This is a genomic window from Pseudoalteromonas sp. DSM 26666 (assembly GCF_900116475.1).
Lineage (GTDB): Bacteria > Pseudomonadota > Gammaproteobacteria > Enterobacterales > Alteromonadaceae > Pseudoalteromonas > Pseudoalteromonas tetraodonis.
The window spans coordinates 1-16,220 of record NZ_FPAR01000014.1 but is presented as its reverse complement, the minus strand read 5'-3'; the positions used below and the strand labels follow the sequence as shown (position 1 = coordinate 16,220).

Here is a 16,220-nt window from a genome sequence, read left to right as displayed (position 1 = left end):
GCAAGTTTTTTAATATGTTGTTAGTTAATGGTTAATTGCTTATGCATTGATATTTTTTACCGTCAATTATTAGCATAGCTTGCTCGCCCTTACTCCAAAACAGTACCTTGGTATTAATATATTTGCTACCAGAAGCACTCACCTCATGAGTTAATAAATAATCATGCTTATTAAAGCGGAGCGTCGCCTGTTTGTTGCTAATAATATCTAGCTGTGCAGCGGTGTTATCGCACATGTAGTTAGTTGTAATGGGTTGCTCATTGCATGCAACCAGCGCTATTAAAGCAATAGTAATGGCGTAGTGTTTCATTAGGCTGTGTTTTACTTATTTAGTCGCTTGGTTAATTAAGAGCTTAGCAAAGCTAAATTAACCGTTGGTGAAAATAAGGCTTTACGTTATGTTTAAGCTCTTATTTTTAGCTAGGGAATATCATGGCTGGCACTAACCTCTTAACATTACTTGATGATATAACGACCTTACTTGATGATATTGCGACCATGAGTAAAGTTGCGACTAAAAAAACGGCAGGCGTACTAGGAGATGACTTGGCGCTCAATGCGCAGCAAGTTACAGGGGTCACTGCCGATAGAGAGCTGCCGGTAGTATGGGCGGTGGCAAAAGGGTCGTTTTTAAATAAAGCGATATTAGTCCCTGCTGCGTTATTAATTAGTGTGTGGTTGCCTTGGCTAATTACGCCACTTTTGATGATGGGTGGTTTATTTTTATGTTTTGAAGGCGCTGAAAAAGTATTTGCTCGCTTTTTACCTCACCATGAGGAAACGATAGATGATGATGAAAAGTTAGATTTAGTTGAATATGAAAGGCAAAAAGTAAAAGGTGCTATTCGTACTGATTTTATTCTTTCTGCTGAAATTATTGTAATTACCTTAGGGACTGTGGCTGGGGCTACGTTAATGAATCAAGCACTGGTGCTAAGTGTTATTGCCATCATCATGACAATTGGTGTTTATGGACTGGTAGCTGGAATTGTAAAACTTGATGATGCAGGATTGTATTTACTTAACCAATCAAAGCTCTCTGCGAATAAATTTAAAGAATTACTGGGTAAAGGCCTACTTGCAGCAGCTCCCCGACTTATGCAGTTTTTAGCCTTTGCAGGTACAATCGCCATGTTTTTAGTTGGGGGTGGAATTTTAGTGCATGGTGTTGAGTTACTGCATCATACGCAGATTGATATCACACATTACGCCCAGTCAACTTTAGGTGGGGTAGGTGAGATGCTAGCCCCTTTAGTATTTGATGGCTTACTTGGTGTGGTTGCGGGTTTGGTTATTGTTATTATGCATGTAACCTATACTAAGCTCTTTAAAACCCATAGTAGCGCGGCGTAATCGCGCTACTTTACATTATTCACATTGTGCACTTTTACATAATTGCTCAAGCTCGTGTTTAGCTTTGCTATTACCTTGAGCAATGGCTTTTTTATACCAATAAATAGCTTGTGGGGCGTTTTTCTCTGTGCCTTGCCCGTCGCGATACATTTGCGCCAGATTTAGTTGCCCCCATTGAGAACCTGTTTGCGCTGCAAGAGTAAAGCTTTCTAGCGCTTCATCGTATTGCCCATCTTTGTGGTACATAATTCCTTGTTGATTATTTTTATCGAGCTTTACTCCTTTATATAAAGGTTTTGGCTGTGGCGGAAACATCACAAATCCACCATATAAACTATTTGCATAGGGGCGCAGCACGTCGAATATAATGTCATCCTTGTATAAGCGTTTTATTTCATTACGAGGTAGGGTGATGGTTTTAGACGAAAAGTAATCTCTTTGCACTAATAAACTGGCACGCATTGCTGTGGTTATAGCGCTGCTGCGCTTATAGCTGTAATTACTCACCTGAAACGTTATAAATTGCTGATCAAAGCTCAGCACTTGCGCTACTTTTAAATTAGTCAGTGTCCACGGTTCATGAGTGAATTTATCGGCCTTTACTAAATAGGTATCGTAGGCTTTGGGGTTGGTTAAATAACTTTGTTTTAGCGCCTCAGCATTAAGGTGTTTTTGGTAAAAAAATAACAATACCCACAGCAATAAAACTAACCCAATACAGTATTTGGGTAGGCTTAGCTTTTCGAACAGGGGTAACTTTTTAATGCTTGTAGGCTCACAATGTCCACATTGATAGCACTCGCGTTTATAGCTCAACTTTATCGGAAATATAGGAAGAATAGTAAAGCGCAAAAAGCGGCTTTGGTTAACTAAGTGATAGCTGTTACTTTTGCAATTAGGGCAGCACTGTACTTGTGTAAAATGAGGAAAAGACTGACTGGTATTGAAAAGCAGCATGAAAATACGCTCCCTGTTTTAATTCTCTTTAAGTTAAAACAATGAGCGTATTAGTTAAAGCAGCAAACTGTAAGTAATTATGTCTGTTACTCTTTAGTGCGTGCTTTTGGTTTAATAGTCGTTTTAGCGTCGGCGGCCATTAACGCAAATACAGCATAAGCAGCGGTGTTTTGACGAAGTTTAGCGGGGGTTACTTTATCAAGGGTGTCATCCGCTGTATGGTGGTAATCAAAGTAGTCAGTACCATCTTGTGCCAGTTCAAAAATAGGTGCAGAAACTGCATTTTTAAATGGGATGAGATCGGGTCCGCCTTTAGCTTCATTTTGGCCAATGTATTCAATATTTAATGGCGCAAGCTCTTTGGCAATCGCGCGCACTACTGGCAGTGAAGCTGCGTTTACATTTGATTCAAAGCCATAAACTACATCAGCACCAAAGTCAGACTCTGCAGCAGCCACAATGTTATTAAGCTCATTTTTATGCTTTGCAAAATACGCTTTTGCGCCCCAAAGGCCGAGTTCTTCAGCTGCAAAAAGCACAACGCGAATACTGCGCTTAGGACGTTTTACATCACTAATATGCTTTGCTGCTGCCATGGTTAAGGCAACGCCAGCGCCATCATCCAGAGCGCCAGTACCTAAATCCCACGAATCTAAGTGTCCACCAATAAGTACATATTGCTCAGGGTTTTCAGTACCATTAAATTGGCCAATGACGTTATAACCAGTGCCCTCGCCTAGGTTTTCGGTTTGTACATTAATATTAACCGACACGTCTTTGTTTAATGCGACTAATCGTGCTATTTGGTCAGCATCAGGATTGGCAATAGTCACGTTAGGTATTTTAGTTACCCCTTCTTTATAATAGCTACCGCCGGTATGTGCAAAGCGATGGTGGCCAGTGCTAACTGAGCGCATCATATAGGCAACGGCGCCTTTTTTAGCCGCTTCAATTGCTCCGGTAGCACGGGCTTTTACCGCGGGGCCATAACCATTGCCGTCAATATCACGGTTCATACGGTAATTAATATAAGCAATTTTACCTTTTAAGCTATTCGCCGGTGCAGCTTTTAATTCGTCAAGGGTTTCGAATAAGACGACAGGTGCGCTGATCCCCTCTTTGGGTGTACTAATGCTGTTACCCAGTGCTGTTAAATGCAGAGGTTGCTCGCTTGGAGTGAGTATTTTTCCGCTTTCGCTATAGCGACGCCATTCAGGGAAGGTTGCTTCTTCTAACCAGACTTTATCAAAGCCCAATTCATCAAACTTTGCTTTTGCCCAAGCAACGGCTTTCTTATCGTTTTCGGTGCCTGGTAGGCGCGGGCCTATTTCAGTGGTGAGTGATTCTAGTAATTGATAGCTTAAATCACTTTTAAGGGCGGTGGTGCGCACCTCATCTACTTGTTGTAGCTGTTTTGCAGTGAATTCACTGTTGTTGGCGCTTACCGTCATGCTGGTGGTAAATAGGAGTGCTGTGAGCAATCGTTTCATATTCAGAGAGCCTTTGTAATGATTAACACCATTAAAGCATGTAACAAACAGGATAAAAAATAGATGAGATGAGTAGGCTATTCAGTGGGTTCAAAAGTCAGTTCAAAAAAAAGCCCACCTCAAATTGAGGTGGGCTATGGGTTTTTAAAGTTTGTATTTAAAAGCTAAATTGCGCTGCTAAACGCACGTTTGTGCCTTCACCTACCGTCACGTTATTTAATCCACCACCGGCTAGGTAGTTTTTATCGAATAAGTTTTCAATGTTTAAACGCAGGTTAATATCTGTATTACTTACCTTAAGTGCGTATGTTGCGCCAACATCAACACGGGTATATCCCTGTTTTGTTACTGTATTGGCATTATCGGCAAAACGTTCACCTTCATAAAAAGCGCCGGCATTAAAAGCAATGGCGTCGTTGAGTTCATAACGGGTCCAAAGTGAGGCAGACCACTTTGGTGCATCGGTTGGGCGCTTACCTTCTAATTCTTCATCTCGTTCATAGTTAGCATCTAAATACATGGTTGATGCCATAACAAATAAACGATCGGTAGCAGCACCTTGTGCAGAAAGTTCAAAGCCTTTATGGCGTTGTTCACCTGCTTGCGTGGTTATGCTGGTTATATCACCAATAGGGTTAATCAGATTTTCGCTCACTAAGGTGCCTGTTTTACTAATATCAAATAGGGCGCCGCTGAGCATTAATCGATCATCAAACAGTTGCCATTTAACCCCAACTTCTCGTTGCTCAGAGGTAATGGCATCGAGTTTCATGCCATTATTAACATCATTTTCATTTTCTAATGTTTCGTTTTGCGGCTCAAACCCTTCCGAGTAACTTGCATATACGGTTGCTGAGGCATTTGGATGGTAAAGTACGCCGACCTTAGGTACGAACGATTCGTTATTGCTGTTTTCTTTATTTTGTTTATCGTAACGACCACCTAGTGATAGTTGCCATTTAGGCGAGAACGAAATCAAATCTTGGATATAAATCCCGTAGTAGTCGTAGGCAGATGAGCTAACAGTATCATCTGATTTGTAACTTATATTAGGGCGATTAGGCTCATTTTGACCGGCAGAAAAATTAATCGTATCAGCAGAGGTGCGTAATTGGCCATAGTAATAATCCAGTGAGTTAACGCCTACAAGTAATTGATGATGCACACCCACGGTTTCAAATTCGCCAATAAAGTCGATAAAAGCAGTTTTAAACTGCCAATCATCAAAGCGATCGTAAGGGCGTGACTGATAACTATCGCCTTCGATAAAGTCACTTGGCTTACGTGGTGCTGACTCAAAACGCTGGCGCTCAAATGTTTGTTCATTGTAGCCAAGTTTTACTTGCCAGTTATCGGCTAAAAATACATTAAAATCAATGCCCATGTTTTCAACGGTGATGTCGGTAAAGGCCCAAGACATGTCACGAATTGTTTTATCGTTACCAATGATATTGGCATCATTATCGATCCAAGCACCCGTATCTAGACCTGCTTCGTCATCGGTACGGTCATAGTGAACACGTACTAAGGCATTATCGCTAATATCGTAATCAACCACTAATGCACCTAAAAAACGATCGCGTTCGCGGTTATCACCGTTTTGATACTCACGCCAATATTCAACATCTTGTTTTACTAATACGCCACGGGCACGTAAATCTTCAGCTTCAGTCAATGCGCCGCCAGCATCAAGCATAAAGCGAGTTGAGCCATGTTGATCGACATCGGCACTGGCATTAAATAACGTTTGTGCGGTTGGCTTTTTGGTCACCATATTTACTAAGCCGCCAGGGCCCGATTGGCCGTACAAAATACTCGATGGTCCTTTAATTACTTCAACTTGCTCTAAAATTTCAATGGGTTGTTGATAGTGCGACCAATGCTGGTGGCCATCACGCAGGTAGCCGGTTGATGAACTTAACTCAAAACCACGTAAGTTAAATACTTCACGATTACGTTGCTTAGATCCTGGCGTTAAACTCGCATCGTTACTTAGTACTTCACCTAAGGTGGTTGCTAGTTGCTCATTTACAATTGTATCTGTAATAACAGTGACTGATTGTGCGGTATCGAGTAATGAGGTTGAGGTTCTCATTGCACCACTGGCATTATCTACTTTGTAGTCGTTGAAGTAACTGCCTTTTACTTCAATGCGCTCTATATTTGCGGTGTTGGCGAATACATTTGCAGAGGTACTGGCTAAAAGTGCGATAAAAAGTGGGTTAAGTTTCATTAGTAGCTTCCGGCTTAGAGTTATTAGAATAGTAAAACGCCGCAGATCTTAATGAAAATAACTATCATTTGCAATATCTTTATTTGCACTTTTTATCGTGCGTTGTTAATGGTTGCTAATTGTTAAATCTGCTATTATTAGCCGCATATTTATTGAGACTTTTCTCAAGTTATTTTTTTGCTATGGAATTTACTGTGACTGCAACTGCTTTTTCATCGTTGGCCTTACCTTCTGGGTTAGTTGATAATTTATCAACACTCGGCTACACCCAAATGACTCCTGTACAGGCACAAAGCCTGCCTCCTGTTTTAAGTGGTAAAGATATTATTGCCCAAGCTAAAACAGGCTCAGGTAAAACAGCGGCATTTAGTCTGGGCGTTTTAGCCAAGCTGAATGTTAAGCGCTTTCGTATTCAGTCGTTAGTGCTGTGCCCAACCCGTGAGCTTGCAGAGCAGGTAGCGGTTGAAATGCGTAAATTAGCACGCGGTATTCATAATATTAAAATTTTAACTTTGTGTGGCGGGGTATCAATTGGTCCTCAAATTGGCTCACTTGAACATGGTGCGCATATTATTGTAGGTACACCAGGGCGAGTTGACGACCATATTCGTAAAGGTACATTGCGCTTAGATGATGTTGAAACGCTGGTACTTGATGAAGCCGACCAAATGCTTGATATGGGTTTTCAAGACACCCTCGATGCCATAATTGAGTGTATTCCAACAAATCGTCAAACATTGTTATTTAGCGCGACTTTTCCAAAATCAATCGAAGCCATTGCAAAGCGTGTTCTGAGCAACCCTGAAATGATTAAAGTAGAAGAGCAGCAAGAAAAAAGCACTATCAAGCAATACTTCTATAAAATGGATAATAATAAGCAACGTTATCCAACCCTTAAATTACTATTACTTAAATTTACCCCACAAAGTTGTGTGGTGTTTTGTAATACCAAGGTAGAAACACAGCAAGTATGTGATGATTTAGCCGATGAAGGCTTCAGCGCCGTTGCATTGCATGGAGATTTAGAGCAGCGTGACCGTGAGCGTACACTGATTCATTTTGCCAATAAGAGTGCGTCTATTTTAGTGGCAACCGATGTAGCAGCACGCGGCTTAGATATTGATGATATGGACATGGTAATTAACTATCACTTAGCGCATGATCCACAAACGCATGTTCACCGTGTAGGGCGTACCGGGCGAGCGGGCAAAAAAGGCATTGCGTGTTCTATTTACGGTGATGCTGAGCAATTTAAAGTAGCGCAAATTGGTGACCACTATGAGCGTGATTTTACCCCTGAGCCAATGCCATCATATAACCTACTTGATAAGCCTCCATACAAACCTGAAATGGTGACATTGATGATAGATGCGGGTAAAAAGCAAAAAGTGCGCGCGGGTGATATCTTAGGGGCATTAACAGGTAAAGATGGTATAGCAGGGCGCCAAGTGGGTAAAATTAATGTACTTGATAACGTGGCTTTTGTCGCGGTAGAGCGTAACTCATCTAAACCCGCGTTACGTAAATTAACCGAAGGCAATATTAAAGGGCGTAAAATCCGTGCTCGTCGCCTGACGCGCTAGTTTTACGTTTTAAGATGAGCAGCTCGCCTTGAGTTGCTCATATTCCATTTTTAATTGTTTAAACACTTCATTATCACCCCCTTGTTTGTCTGGATGATGCTGAACGGCTAGTTGTCGCCAACGCTTTTGTAATGTGTTTAAGGTAATTGGTTGTACTAATTGCCAGCGAGCGATTAATTGCTGATGTTGCTGAGCACTTAAAGGCGCTTCATGTTGTTTAGGCTTACTGAAACGTTGCCAAAAGCTATCTAATAATGCGTTAATTTCTGCTGTTGATGTTTCAAAGTTTTGCCAGTTTAAGTAGTAGTCACGCAGCGGATCGTTTGGGTGAAGTTGGTTTTGGCGAGGGTCGCTCACCAGTTCAATGTGTAAACTTTTAATCAGTAGCTGCTGTTTTGGCATAACTTGCTGCTGTAACTGATAAAGTGCATTCATAATTAAAAAATTACGTTTAAATAAATCACGCCCAGGATCAGCTGCTAAGGTATCAAGTAACCCACGTTCTTTTAGTTCCGATGCTAAAGTATGAACCATCCACACTTTATTATTGATTAATAGTTCAAAAATCTCATCTATCAGTGGGTTAAGCATTGTTTACAATCTATTAATTGGTGTATCTTGAACAAATTATCATACACCTAAGTAACATTAAACCCCAAGGAGTGGGCGTGAATGCCTATTTTATATTGGTCTAAATTAGATGTTTATATATTGTTTGGGTGTCATTTTATTATGGCTAGCAAGGATTAAAGGATATTTTTATGCTGACTCGGTTAAAGCGCATCTGCTTTATTGGTCTTTTGGTTGTACTGAGTGGTGCATCAAACGACGCTTTATCCAATGAGCAGACAAGTTTGTTTGAGCAGTTCGATCTTGAGCAAACATGGACTGAAAAGCACCGCCTTGCAATAGACATATTAGCTAACCCTGATCTTCCAAATTTACAACGCGTGACCATTTACAGTGACTTAGCGGAGCTGGCGTTTACACAGAGTGATTTAGCTAATGCACTAAAGTATTTTAAATTACTAGAGGCGAATAGCACCCTTAAAGAACAGCCAAAACTTTATTTTCGTGCAATTAAAATGCAAGGCGTGGTGCTTTATTATCAAGGGTTAGTGCAACAAGCGGTCGTTGATTATAATCGCGCGTTAAACATTGCCATTACCCTTAAAAGCCCGATTAAACAGGCTAACTTACTCAGTAATATTGGGCTCGCTTACTTTGATATGTATAACATGGAGCTAGCCCTCGATTATTATCAGCAAGCCAAAGTCATTTATGAAAAAGAGGGGAGCGCACAAGATAAAGCCGATATATTACATAATATCGCCGGTATTTATATTCGTCTCTCTCGGTATGAGTCCGCGCTTGAGATGTATCGTGAGGTTTTAAAAGTTTTTCAAGAGCTTGGTGATGACGATGGCGTTGCACAGGTATACGGTAACATGGGTGTGGCGTACACTGAATCGAGGCAGTACCAGTTAGCGTTGCATTACAACCAATTAGCTTTGCGCTACTATCAAAGTGTTAATAACGCCTTTCAGCTTTCGACTAAGCACACCAATTTAGCCACAATTAATCTTAAATTAAATAAATTTGATGTCGCGTTATATCATGCTAATGCAGGGCAACAGTTTGCACTTGAGGCTGATAATAAGTCGTTACTAGCGGCTGCCTTACACGTGTTATCGACTGTTCAATTTGTGCAAGGCGATACAGAAAATGCCAAAGAAACCTCAGAGCGTTCAATTACGCTTGCCAAAGAGTATAATAATGGCATGCGCATAAAAGACGGTTTGGGGGTTGAGGCGCTGATCCATGCTAGCTTAGGGGATTATGAAAAAGCGTTAAATTTGCATCAACAGTATGTTGATTATCAGCGCAGTGTTAATACCGAAGAAGCCTCAAAAGCGGTCAGTCAATTTCAAATTCAGTTTGAATCAAATCAGCTAAACCAAGAAATTAAACAATTAAAACAGCAACAATACTTACAAGAATTACAAATAGCTAAACGTTCACAGCTGACGTTCTTATTGGTGATTGTTGCCATATTGATTTTAATTACAGTAATTGCTGTTTATAAACGCCGAACAGAAAAACAAGCGAAGTTAAAGCTGAGTGAGCAAGTTGAACAGCGCACCAAAGAGCTGCAAAGTGTGGCGCAAGAACTGCGTGAAGCTAACGAGGTTAAAAGCCAGTTTTTAGCGAATATAAGCCATGAAATTAGAACGCCATTAACCGCTATTTTGGCGCAAACAGATGATCTTATTAGTGGTCAGTATAAGGCTGAGCAATTACAAGATGAGCTTAGGGTAATACAACGACAAAGTGAGCATTTAAGAAGCCTGATTAATGATGTGCTTGATTTAAGTAAAATCGAAGCAAACAGGCTAGAACTTAACATTAGCTGTTTTGATATGGTGCAATTGATCAACGATGTTCATGCTATGTTTTCTCCACAAACTAAAGCGAAAGGCTTGTCACTGATATTAGAGAGTCAGTTAGGTGATACCTATTTTACGCGGCTAGATTTAACTCGAGTAAAACAAATACTTATTAATTTATGCGCCAATGCCATTAAGTTTACTCATAAGGGGCACGTAACAATTGCTGTTAGCAAAACGGATCAAGGGCTGCTCTTTTGTATTCAAGATACCGGAATTGGTATGAGCTCCTCACAGCTTAAGCTTATTTTTGAATGCTTTAGCCAAGCCGATAACAGTATTAGTCGACGTTTTGGTGGCACAGGACTAGGTTTGAGCTTGTCGCAGCAATTGGCAGCGATGATGGGTGGCTATATTAGCGTGCAGAGTGAGTTTAAAAAGGGCAGTGAGTTTTCGTTCTATTTGCCCTGTATACAAGTTGAAGAGCAAGTTTGCCACGATGATATGCAGGCTAAATCGGCTGCAGGGCATAGGTTGTTATCCGGTAAGGTGGTGCTTGCTGAGGATCACAGTGATAACCGCAAACTGATCAGTCGTTATTTACACTCCCTAGGACTTGAAGTGATTGCCGTTGAAAATGGTGAGCAAGCCGTAGAGCAAAGTTTAAAACTGTATCCGGATTTGGTGCTTTTAGATATTCAAATGCCCGTTATGGATGGTATTTCTGCGTTTGAACTACTCAAACAATGTGGCTATGAGCAGCCTATTTTAGCGTTAACGGCCAATGCCATGAGCCACGAGATTGACCACTACTTATCACTTGGTTTTAGCGATTATTTAGCAAAACCAATAGACAAAGAATCTTTTTACACTGTTTTAGCTAAATACTTAAGCTCAGCAAATGAGGATTCATCGACAGAAAGTATCCATGTAGATATGAGTGATTTAGTAGCGAGTTTTAAACAAAGCCTGATTACAGAAAGTGAGCTAATTGAACAGCATTTTAAAGTTGGAGATTATAAATCGCTGCAAAAAGATAGCCACCGAGTTTTAGGTGCGGCACAAATGTTTGAGTTTAAAGAAATAGCATTAGTGGCAAAAGCACTAGATGATGAATTACTTCAGTCACAAATTAACACTCAAAAGTTAACAACATTAGTAAATGACTTGCTGGTACTGCTTAAGCAATACGGATAAGCTGATTTACTCTAAAAATAAAAAAGACACCATCTGGTGTCTTTTTTATTTAAAAATGTTTATTTCACCAGCGTTCAGATTACTGACGTTTCATCGAATCAAAAAACTCATCGTTGGTTTTACTCATTGATAGTTTATCGATTAAAAATTCCATGGCATCAATTTCTGACATGTCATGGACTATCTTACGTAAAATCCACAGCTTTTGGAGCTCATCAGGCTTAGTAAGTAATTCTTCACGACGCGTACCAGAACGGTTAAAGTCGATAGCTGGGAATACACGTTTTTCCGCAATTTTACGGTTAAGGTGTAGTTCCATGTTACCCGTACCCTTAAACTCTTCGTAGATAACTTCATCCATTTTAGAGCCGGTATCAATAAGCGCAGTCGCAATAATTGTTAAGCTACCGCCTTCTTCAACGTTACGTGCAGCACCAAAGAAACGTTTAGGCTTATGTAATGCATTAGCATCTACACCACCGGTCAATACTTTACCTGATGATGGAATAACGGTGTTGTAAGCACGTGCTAAACGTGTGATTGAATCAAGTAAAATCACCACGTCTTTTTTGTGCTCAACTAAGCGCTTTGCTTTTTCGATAACCATTTCAGCAACCTGTACATGGCGAGATGCTGGTTCATCGAATGTTGATGCAATAACTTCACCTTTTACTAGGCGTTGCATCTCAGTCACTTCTTCCGGACGTTCATCAATAAGTAAAACCATTAATGTAACATCAGGGTGATTATGTGTGATTGATTGCGCAATATTTTGTAGCAACATGGTTTTACCCGCTTTTGGCGGTGCCACTAATAAACCACGTTGGCCGCGGCCAATGGGTGACGCTAAATCAAGAACTCGTGCGGTAATATCTTCTTTACTGCCGTTACCACGTTCCATACGAAAACGTTCGTTTGCATGTAGTGGTGTCAGGTTTTCAAAAAGTATTTTAGTGCGAGAGTTTTCAGGTTTATCAAAATTAACTTCGTTTACTTTAAGTAAAGCAAAGTAACGCTCACCATCTTTCGGCGGACGAATAAGACCTGAAATAGAGTCGCCAGTACGCATACTAAAACGGCGAATTTGGCTTGGAGATACATAAATATCATCTGGGCCAGCTAAGTAAGAAGCTTCTGATGATCTTAAAAAGCCAAAACCATCTTGCAAAATTTCTAATACACCACCGCCGAAGATATTCTCTCCGCCTTTGGCATGGGATTTAAGAATAGCAAAAATAATGTCTTGCTTTCTTAAGCGGGCTACGTTTTCGAGCCCCATGGACTCAGCTAAGTTTACAAGCTCTTTTATAGACTTGTCTTTTAATTCGCGTAAATGCATATTGGTGGGTTCTTTATTACAGTTGTCATACTCAAAATCGCTTTATTAGATCGTTGAGTGAGGTTTGTTGAATATAACTAAGGATTAGTTGGCTTTATAAACTAGCAGGTCATTACTGCAGCGTCCAGTACTTCTGTAAAATAAATAATAAAAAAAGGGCTGAGCGCCCTTTTTTTATAAATTTACACTTAGATGTTGTTTTCTAAAAACTCAACTAATTGTGTTTTTGATAGTGCGCCTACTTTAGTTGCAGCCACTTGACCATCTTTGAAAAGTAGTAGTGTAGGAATACCACGAATACCAAATTTAGGTGGAGTACCTGCGTTTTGGTCAATGTTTAATTTAGTAATCGTTACACGGCCATCAAATTCCTCAACAACTTCGCTTAGAATTGGGGCGATCATTTTACACGGTCCGCACCATTCAGCCCAAAAGTCTACTAGTACAGGTTTGTCTGATTGTAATACGTCAGCTTCAAAGCTATCGTCGGTAATTTGGATTATTTTCTCGCTCATTGCGCTCTCCGGTTTAGTTAGGCGAAATATTTAGTGCGTATTTAAACACTCTTGTTTCTTATTGCAAGTTTAAACGTTATGCTTAAACGCTATGACTAAGACACATTTGACCGATAAAAAGTTTTCAGACTTTGCTATTGCACCGGAAGTGGTTGCCGGGTTAACCGAAAGTGGGTTTGAATATTGCACACCCATTCAAGCTAAATGCCTACCGTTTATTTGTGAAGGGCGCGATATTGCGGGCCAAGCACAAACAGGTACAGGCAAAACGTTGGCGTTTTTAACCGCCACATGCCACCGGTTATTACAATCTAGCAAAGCACCTAGTAAACATCCAAGAGCCCTGATCATGGCCCCAACTCGGGAGCTTGCGATTCAGATACACAAAGATGCAAAAATTTTAGCGCCGCACTGTAATCTTAACTTAGGTTTAGTATATGGTGGCGAAGATTACGAAAAACAACGTGCACAACTAGAAAAAGGCGTTGATATTTTAATTGGTACTACAGGTCGCCTAATAGATCTGTACAAGCAAGGCTGTTACACCCTTAATGAAATTGAGGTAGTCGTGCTAGATGAAGCCGATCGTATGTTCGATTTAGGCTTTATTAAAGATATCCGTTATATGTTCCGTCGTATGCCGGATACATCAGAACGTTTAAACTTATTATTCTCTGCCACACTGTCGTATCGTGTACAAGAGCTTGCATTTGAACACATGACAAACCCAGAGCATGTGCAAATAGAACCCGATGTAAAAACGGGTAAGCGTATTCAAGAAGAGCTATTTCATCCTTCACAAGAAGATAAAATTAAGCTGTTGTTAACCTTGATTGAAGAAGAATGGCCTGAGAAAGCCATTGTTTTTGCAAATACCAAACACAGCTGTGAAACTGTGTATGCATGGTTAAAAGCAGATGGACATCGAGTGGGTATGCTCACCGGTGATGTAAACCAAAAGAAACGTCAATCAATACTCGCGCAATTTAGTAAAGGCGAGCTAGACTTTTTAGTGGCTACCGATGTTGCTGCGCGTGGTTTACATATTCCAGAAGTAAGTCATGTATTTAACTTTGACTTACCTGATGATTGCGAAGATTACGTTCACCGTATTGGTCGTACAGCTCGTGCAGGCGCTTCGGGTCATGCAATTAGCTTTGCGTGTGAGCAGTATGCTTATAACCTTCATGAAATTGAAGAGTACATCGAGCACAGCATCCCTTTATCGCATTACGATAAAAGTGCATTGCTAGATGATTTGACCAAGCCGACTATTCACAGAAAACGTAATTTTTCTACCGGTCCACGTAATCGTAGTAATAACAACGGACGTCGCCCAAATAATGGTTACCAAAAAGGACGGTCTTAACCGACCGTTAGTTTGATAGTATTCGTAACTAGAGGTTTTTGAACGGTGGGGCAACTTAAACCGCAAAAAAATGTATATGCAGTCATTGATTTGGGCTCAAATAGCTTTCATATGCTTATTGCCAAATCAGTGGCGGGTGGCTTGCAAACAATAGGTCGCGTCAAACGCAAAGTAAGACTCGCCGCTGGGCTTGATGATAATAATCTATTGAGCTTAGAGGCTATGCAACGAGGCTGGGAGTGTTTGGCCTTGTTTGCGGAACGTTTGCAAGATATTCCCAAGAAAAACATCACCATTGTTGCCACTGCAACACTTCGTTTAGCAACCAACGCCGACGACTTTAAATTACGTGCTGAAAAAATATTAGGCCATAAAGTTAATGTTATTAGTGGTGAGCTAGAAGCGCGAACTATTTACAAAGGAGTTGCGCACACTTCTTCATGTGCGGGCAAACAGCTAGTTATTGATATTGGTGGTGCGAGTACTGAAGTGGTGATTGGCCAAGGCTTTGAAGCACGTCACTATAAAAGTCTTAATATAGGGTGTGTTACTTACCTTGAACGCTACTTTAAAGATTGCCAGTTAAATGAAGCAAACTTTAATACTGCTATTAAAGCCGCGCGTACTGTTATTGATGAAATAGCGCCTGAGTATAAAACGGCTGGTTGGCAACTTGCCTCTGGTGCGTCAGGGACCGTACAAGCTATTCAAGAAATCATGGTGGCACAAAATTTAAATGAAATGCTCACCCTTGAAAAGCTATACACCATTAAACAACAATCTATTGCTTATGAGACTATAGCTGAACTCGACTTGCCAGGGTTAAGTGAAGAGCGACGTTTAGTGTTTGTATCTGGGCTGGCTATCTTAATTGCACTGTTTGAGTCACTAGAAATAGAACAAATGGGATTGGCGGGTGGCGCACTTCGTGAAGGTGTTTTATATAGCATGCTACCGGAACTGCATAATAACGACATTCGTCAACGTACGATTGATGGTTTTATGAATCGTTATCATGTGGATCAAAAGCAAGCATCGCGAGTATCCGGCTTAGCTTTACAATTAGCTAGCGAGGTTAATCACTATTGGCCGATAGAAGCATTAAGTGGATTACCGCTTTTAAATGCGGTGGCGCAACTTCATGAGATTGGTTTATTAATAGAGTACAAGCAATACCACAAACATACCGCTTACATTTTAGAAAATACCGATATGCCAGGTTTTTCGCAATCAGAACACAAAGTGATCGTTGCGATTGCCAACAGCCATCGTTCAGACCTTCAAAAAGGATGTTTAGATCATTTAGGTGCGCACAGTAACGTTGCAACGTATATCGTTCGACTATTACGTGTTGCCGTTATTTTATCTATGCGCCGCCAAGATGATGTCTTGCCTAACTTTAAGATAACAGCTGAAAATGAAGAGTTAGCTATTCAATTTGAAAACGATTGGTTAAAAAACCACCCATTAATGGCAAGTGAGCTAAATCAAGAGATTAAGTATCAGAAAAAATGTGGTTGGAAACTTAAAGTAAACTAGTTAAACCGCTCTTTACCACAGTTTTTAGTGGTTAAAATGAGCGTTTAGTTGTAATTTTGTTCGAACAGTCATTTATTTCAAGTTTTCTTCAAAAAAGGGTTGATCTGTTTTCGGATCTCCCTATAATGCGACCCCACTGAGACGGCAGAGCGCAACGCTTAGCGAGGCACGAGCTACTCAGTGAGTTGAGTAAAACTTAGTTTCGAAAACTTTCAAGTTTAACAAAATTAAGTGTTGACAAAAAAATAGGAAAGCGTA

Annotated in this window: 12 protein-coding genes; 5 read left to right on the top strand and 7 right to left on the bottom strand. The window is 40.5% G+C overall.

Going from position 1 to position 16,220, the window contains the following annotated elements; all coding sequences use genetic code 11:
- Nucleotides 1-31: 31 nt before the first annotated feature.
- Nucleotides 32-310: an MliC family protein gene (locus BM380_RS17225; protein WP_028834856.1), complete on the bottom strand. Its 279-nt coding sequence runs from the start codon at nucleotides 308-310 to the stop codon at nucleotides 32-34.
- 122 nt (nucleotides 311-432) lie between these two features.
- Between BM380_RS17225 and BM380_RS17220 the strand changes: the two genes are divergently transcribed.
- On the top strand, nucleotides 433-1,353 hold the full coding sequence (locus tag BM380_RS17220) for a DUF808 domain-containing protein (protein WP_013463742.1): 921 nt from the start codon (nucleotides 433-435) through the stop codon (nucleotides 1,351-1,353).
- Nucleotides 1,354-1,368: 15 nt separating this feature from the next.
- On the opposite strand, the gene BM380_RS17215 is transcribed toward BM380_RS17220, so the two are convergent.
- The 3 genes from BM380_RS17215 to BM380_RS17205 all read right to left on the bottom strand — a co-directional run bounded on the left by BM380_RS17215 (nucleotide 1,369) and on the right by BM380_RS17205 (nucleotide 6,033).
- Nucleotides 1,369-2,310 carry a tetratricopeptide repeat protein gene (locus BM380_RS17215; protein ID WP_058153984.1) on the bottom strand — a complete coding sequence of 314 codons (942 nt, stop codon included), beginning with the start codon at nucleotides 2,308-2,310 and terminating at the stop codon, nucleotides 1,369-1,371.
- Nucleotides 2,311-2,396: 86 nt separating this feature from the next.
- Nucleotides 2,397-3,800, bottom strand: coding sequence for a M20/M25/M40 family metallo-hydrolase (locus BM380_RS17210; RefSeq protein WP_090495352.1), 1,404 nt, complete (start codon nucleotides 3,798-3,800; stop codon nucleotides 2,397-2,399).
- Between the two features lie 157 nt (nucleotides 3,801-3,957).
- Nucleotides 3,958-6,033, bottom strand: a complete 2,076-nt coding sequence (locus BM380_RS17205) for a TonB-dependent siderophore receptor (RefSeq protein WP_090495350.1) — start codon at nucleotides 6,031-6,033, stop codon at nucleotides 3,958-3,960.
- Between the two features lie 194 nt (nucleotides 6,034-6,227).
- On the opposite strand from BM380_RS17205, the gene dbpA reads away from it, so the two are divergent.
- Nucleotides 6,228-7,616: an ATP-dependent RNA helicase DbpA gene (gene dbpA, locus BM380_RS17200; protein ID WP_024601994.1), complete on the top strand. Its 1,389-nt coding sequence runs from the start codon at nucleotides 6,228-6,230 to the stop codon at nucleotides 7,614-7,616.
- A 9-nt stretch (nucleotides 7,617-7,625) separates the two neighbouring features.
- On the opposite strand, the gene BM380_RS17195 is transcribed toward dbpA, so the two are convergent.
- Nucleotides 7,626-8,207: a DNA-J related domain-containing protein gene (locus BM380_RS17195; protein WP_090495348.1), complete on the bottom strand. Its 582-nt coding sequence runs from the start codon at nucleotides 8,205-8,207 to the stop codon at nucleotides 7,626-7,628.
- 170 nt (nucleotides 8,208-8,377) lie between these two features.
- Between BM380_RS17195 and BM380_RS17190 the strand changes: the two genes are divergently transcribed.
- Complete coding sequence (locus tag BM380_RS17190) at nucleotides 8,378-11,200, top strand: tetratricopeptide repeat protein (RefSeq protein ID WP_090495346.1); 2,823 nt, start codon at nucleotides 8,378-8,380, stop codon at nucleotides 11,198-11,200.
- Nucleotides 11,201-11,279: 79 nt separating this feature from the next.
- Here BM380_RS17190 and rho read toward each other — a convergent pair whose 3' ends face one another.
- On the bottom strand, nucleotides 11,280-12,539 hold the full coding sequence (rho, locus tag BM380_RS17185) for a transcription termination factor Rho (RefSeq protein WP_013463749.1): 1,260 nt from the start codon (nucleotides 12,537-12,539) through the stop codon (nucleotides 11,280-11,282).
- A 188-nt stretch (nucleotides 12,540-12,727) separates the two neighbouring features.
- Nucleotides 12,728-13,054 (bottom strand): thioredoxin TrxA, encoded by a 327-nt coding sequence (trxA, locus tag BM380_RS17180; protein WP_090495345.1) that lies wholly within the window; start codon nucleotides 13,052-13,054, stop codon nucleotides 12,728-12,730.
- Nucleotides 13,055-13,145: 91 nt separating this feature from the next.
- Here trxA and rhlB point away from each other — a divergent pair, with 91 nt between their 5' ends.
- Nucleotides 13,146-14,423: an ATP-dependent RNA helicase RhlB gene (gene rhlB, locus BM380_RS17175; RefSeq protein ID WP_010392673.1), complete on the top strand. Its 1,278-nt coding sequence runs from the start codon at nucleotides 13,146-13,148 to the stop codon at nucleotides 14,421-14,423.
- A gap of 45 nt (nucleotides 14,424-14,468) precedes the next feature.
- Entirely contained in the window at nucleotides 14,469-15,962 is a 1,494-nt protein-coding gene (gene gppA, locus BM380_RS17170; protein ID WP_090495343.1) for a guanosine-5'-triphosphate,3'-diphosphate diphosphatase, read from the top strand.
- The last annotated feature ends 258 nt before the right edge of the window (nucleotides 15,963-16,220 follow it).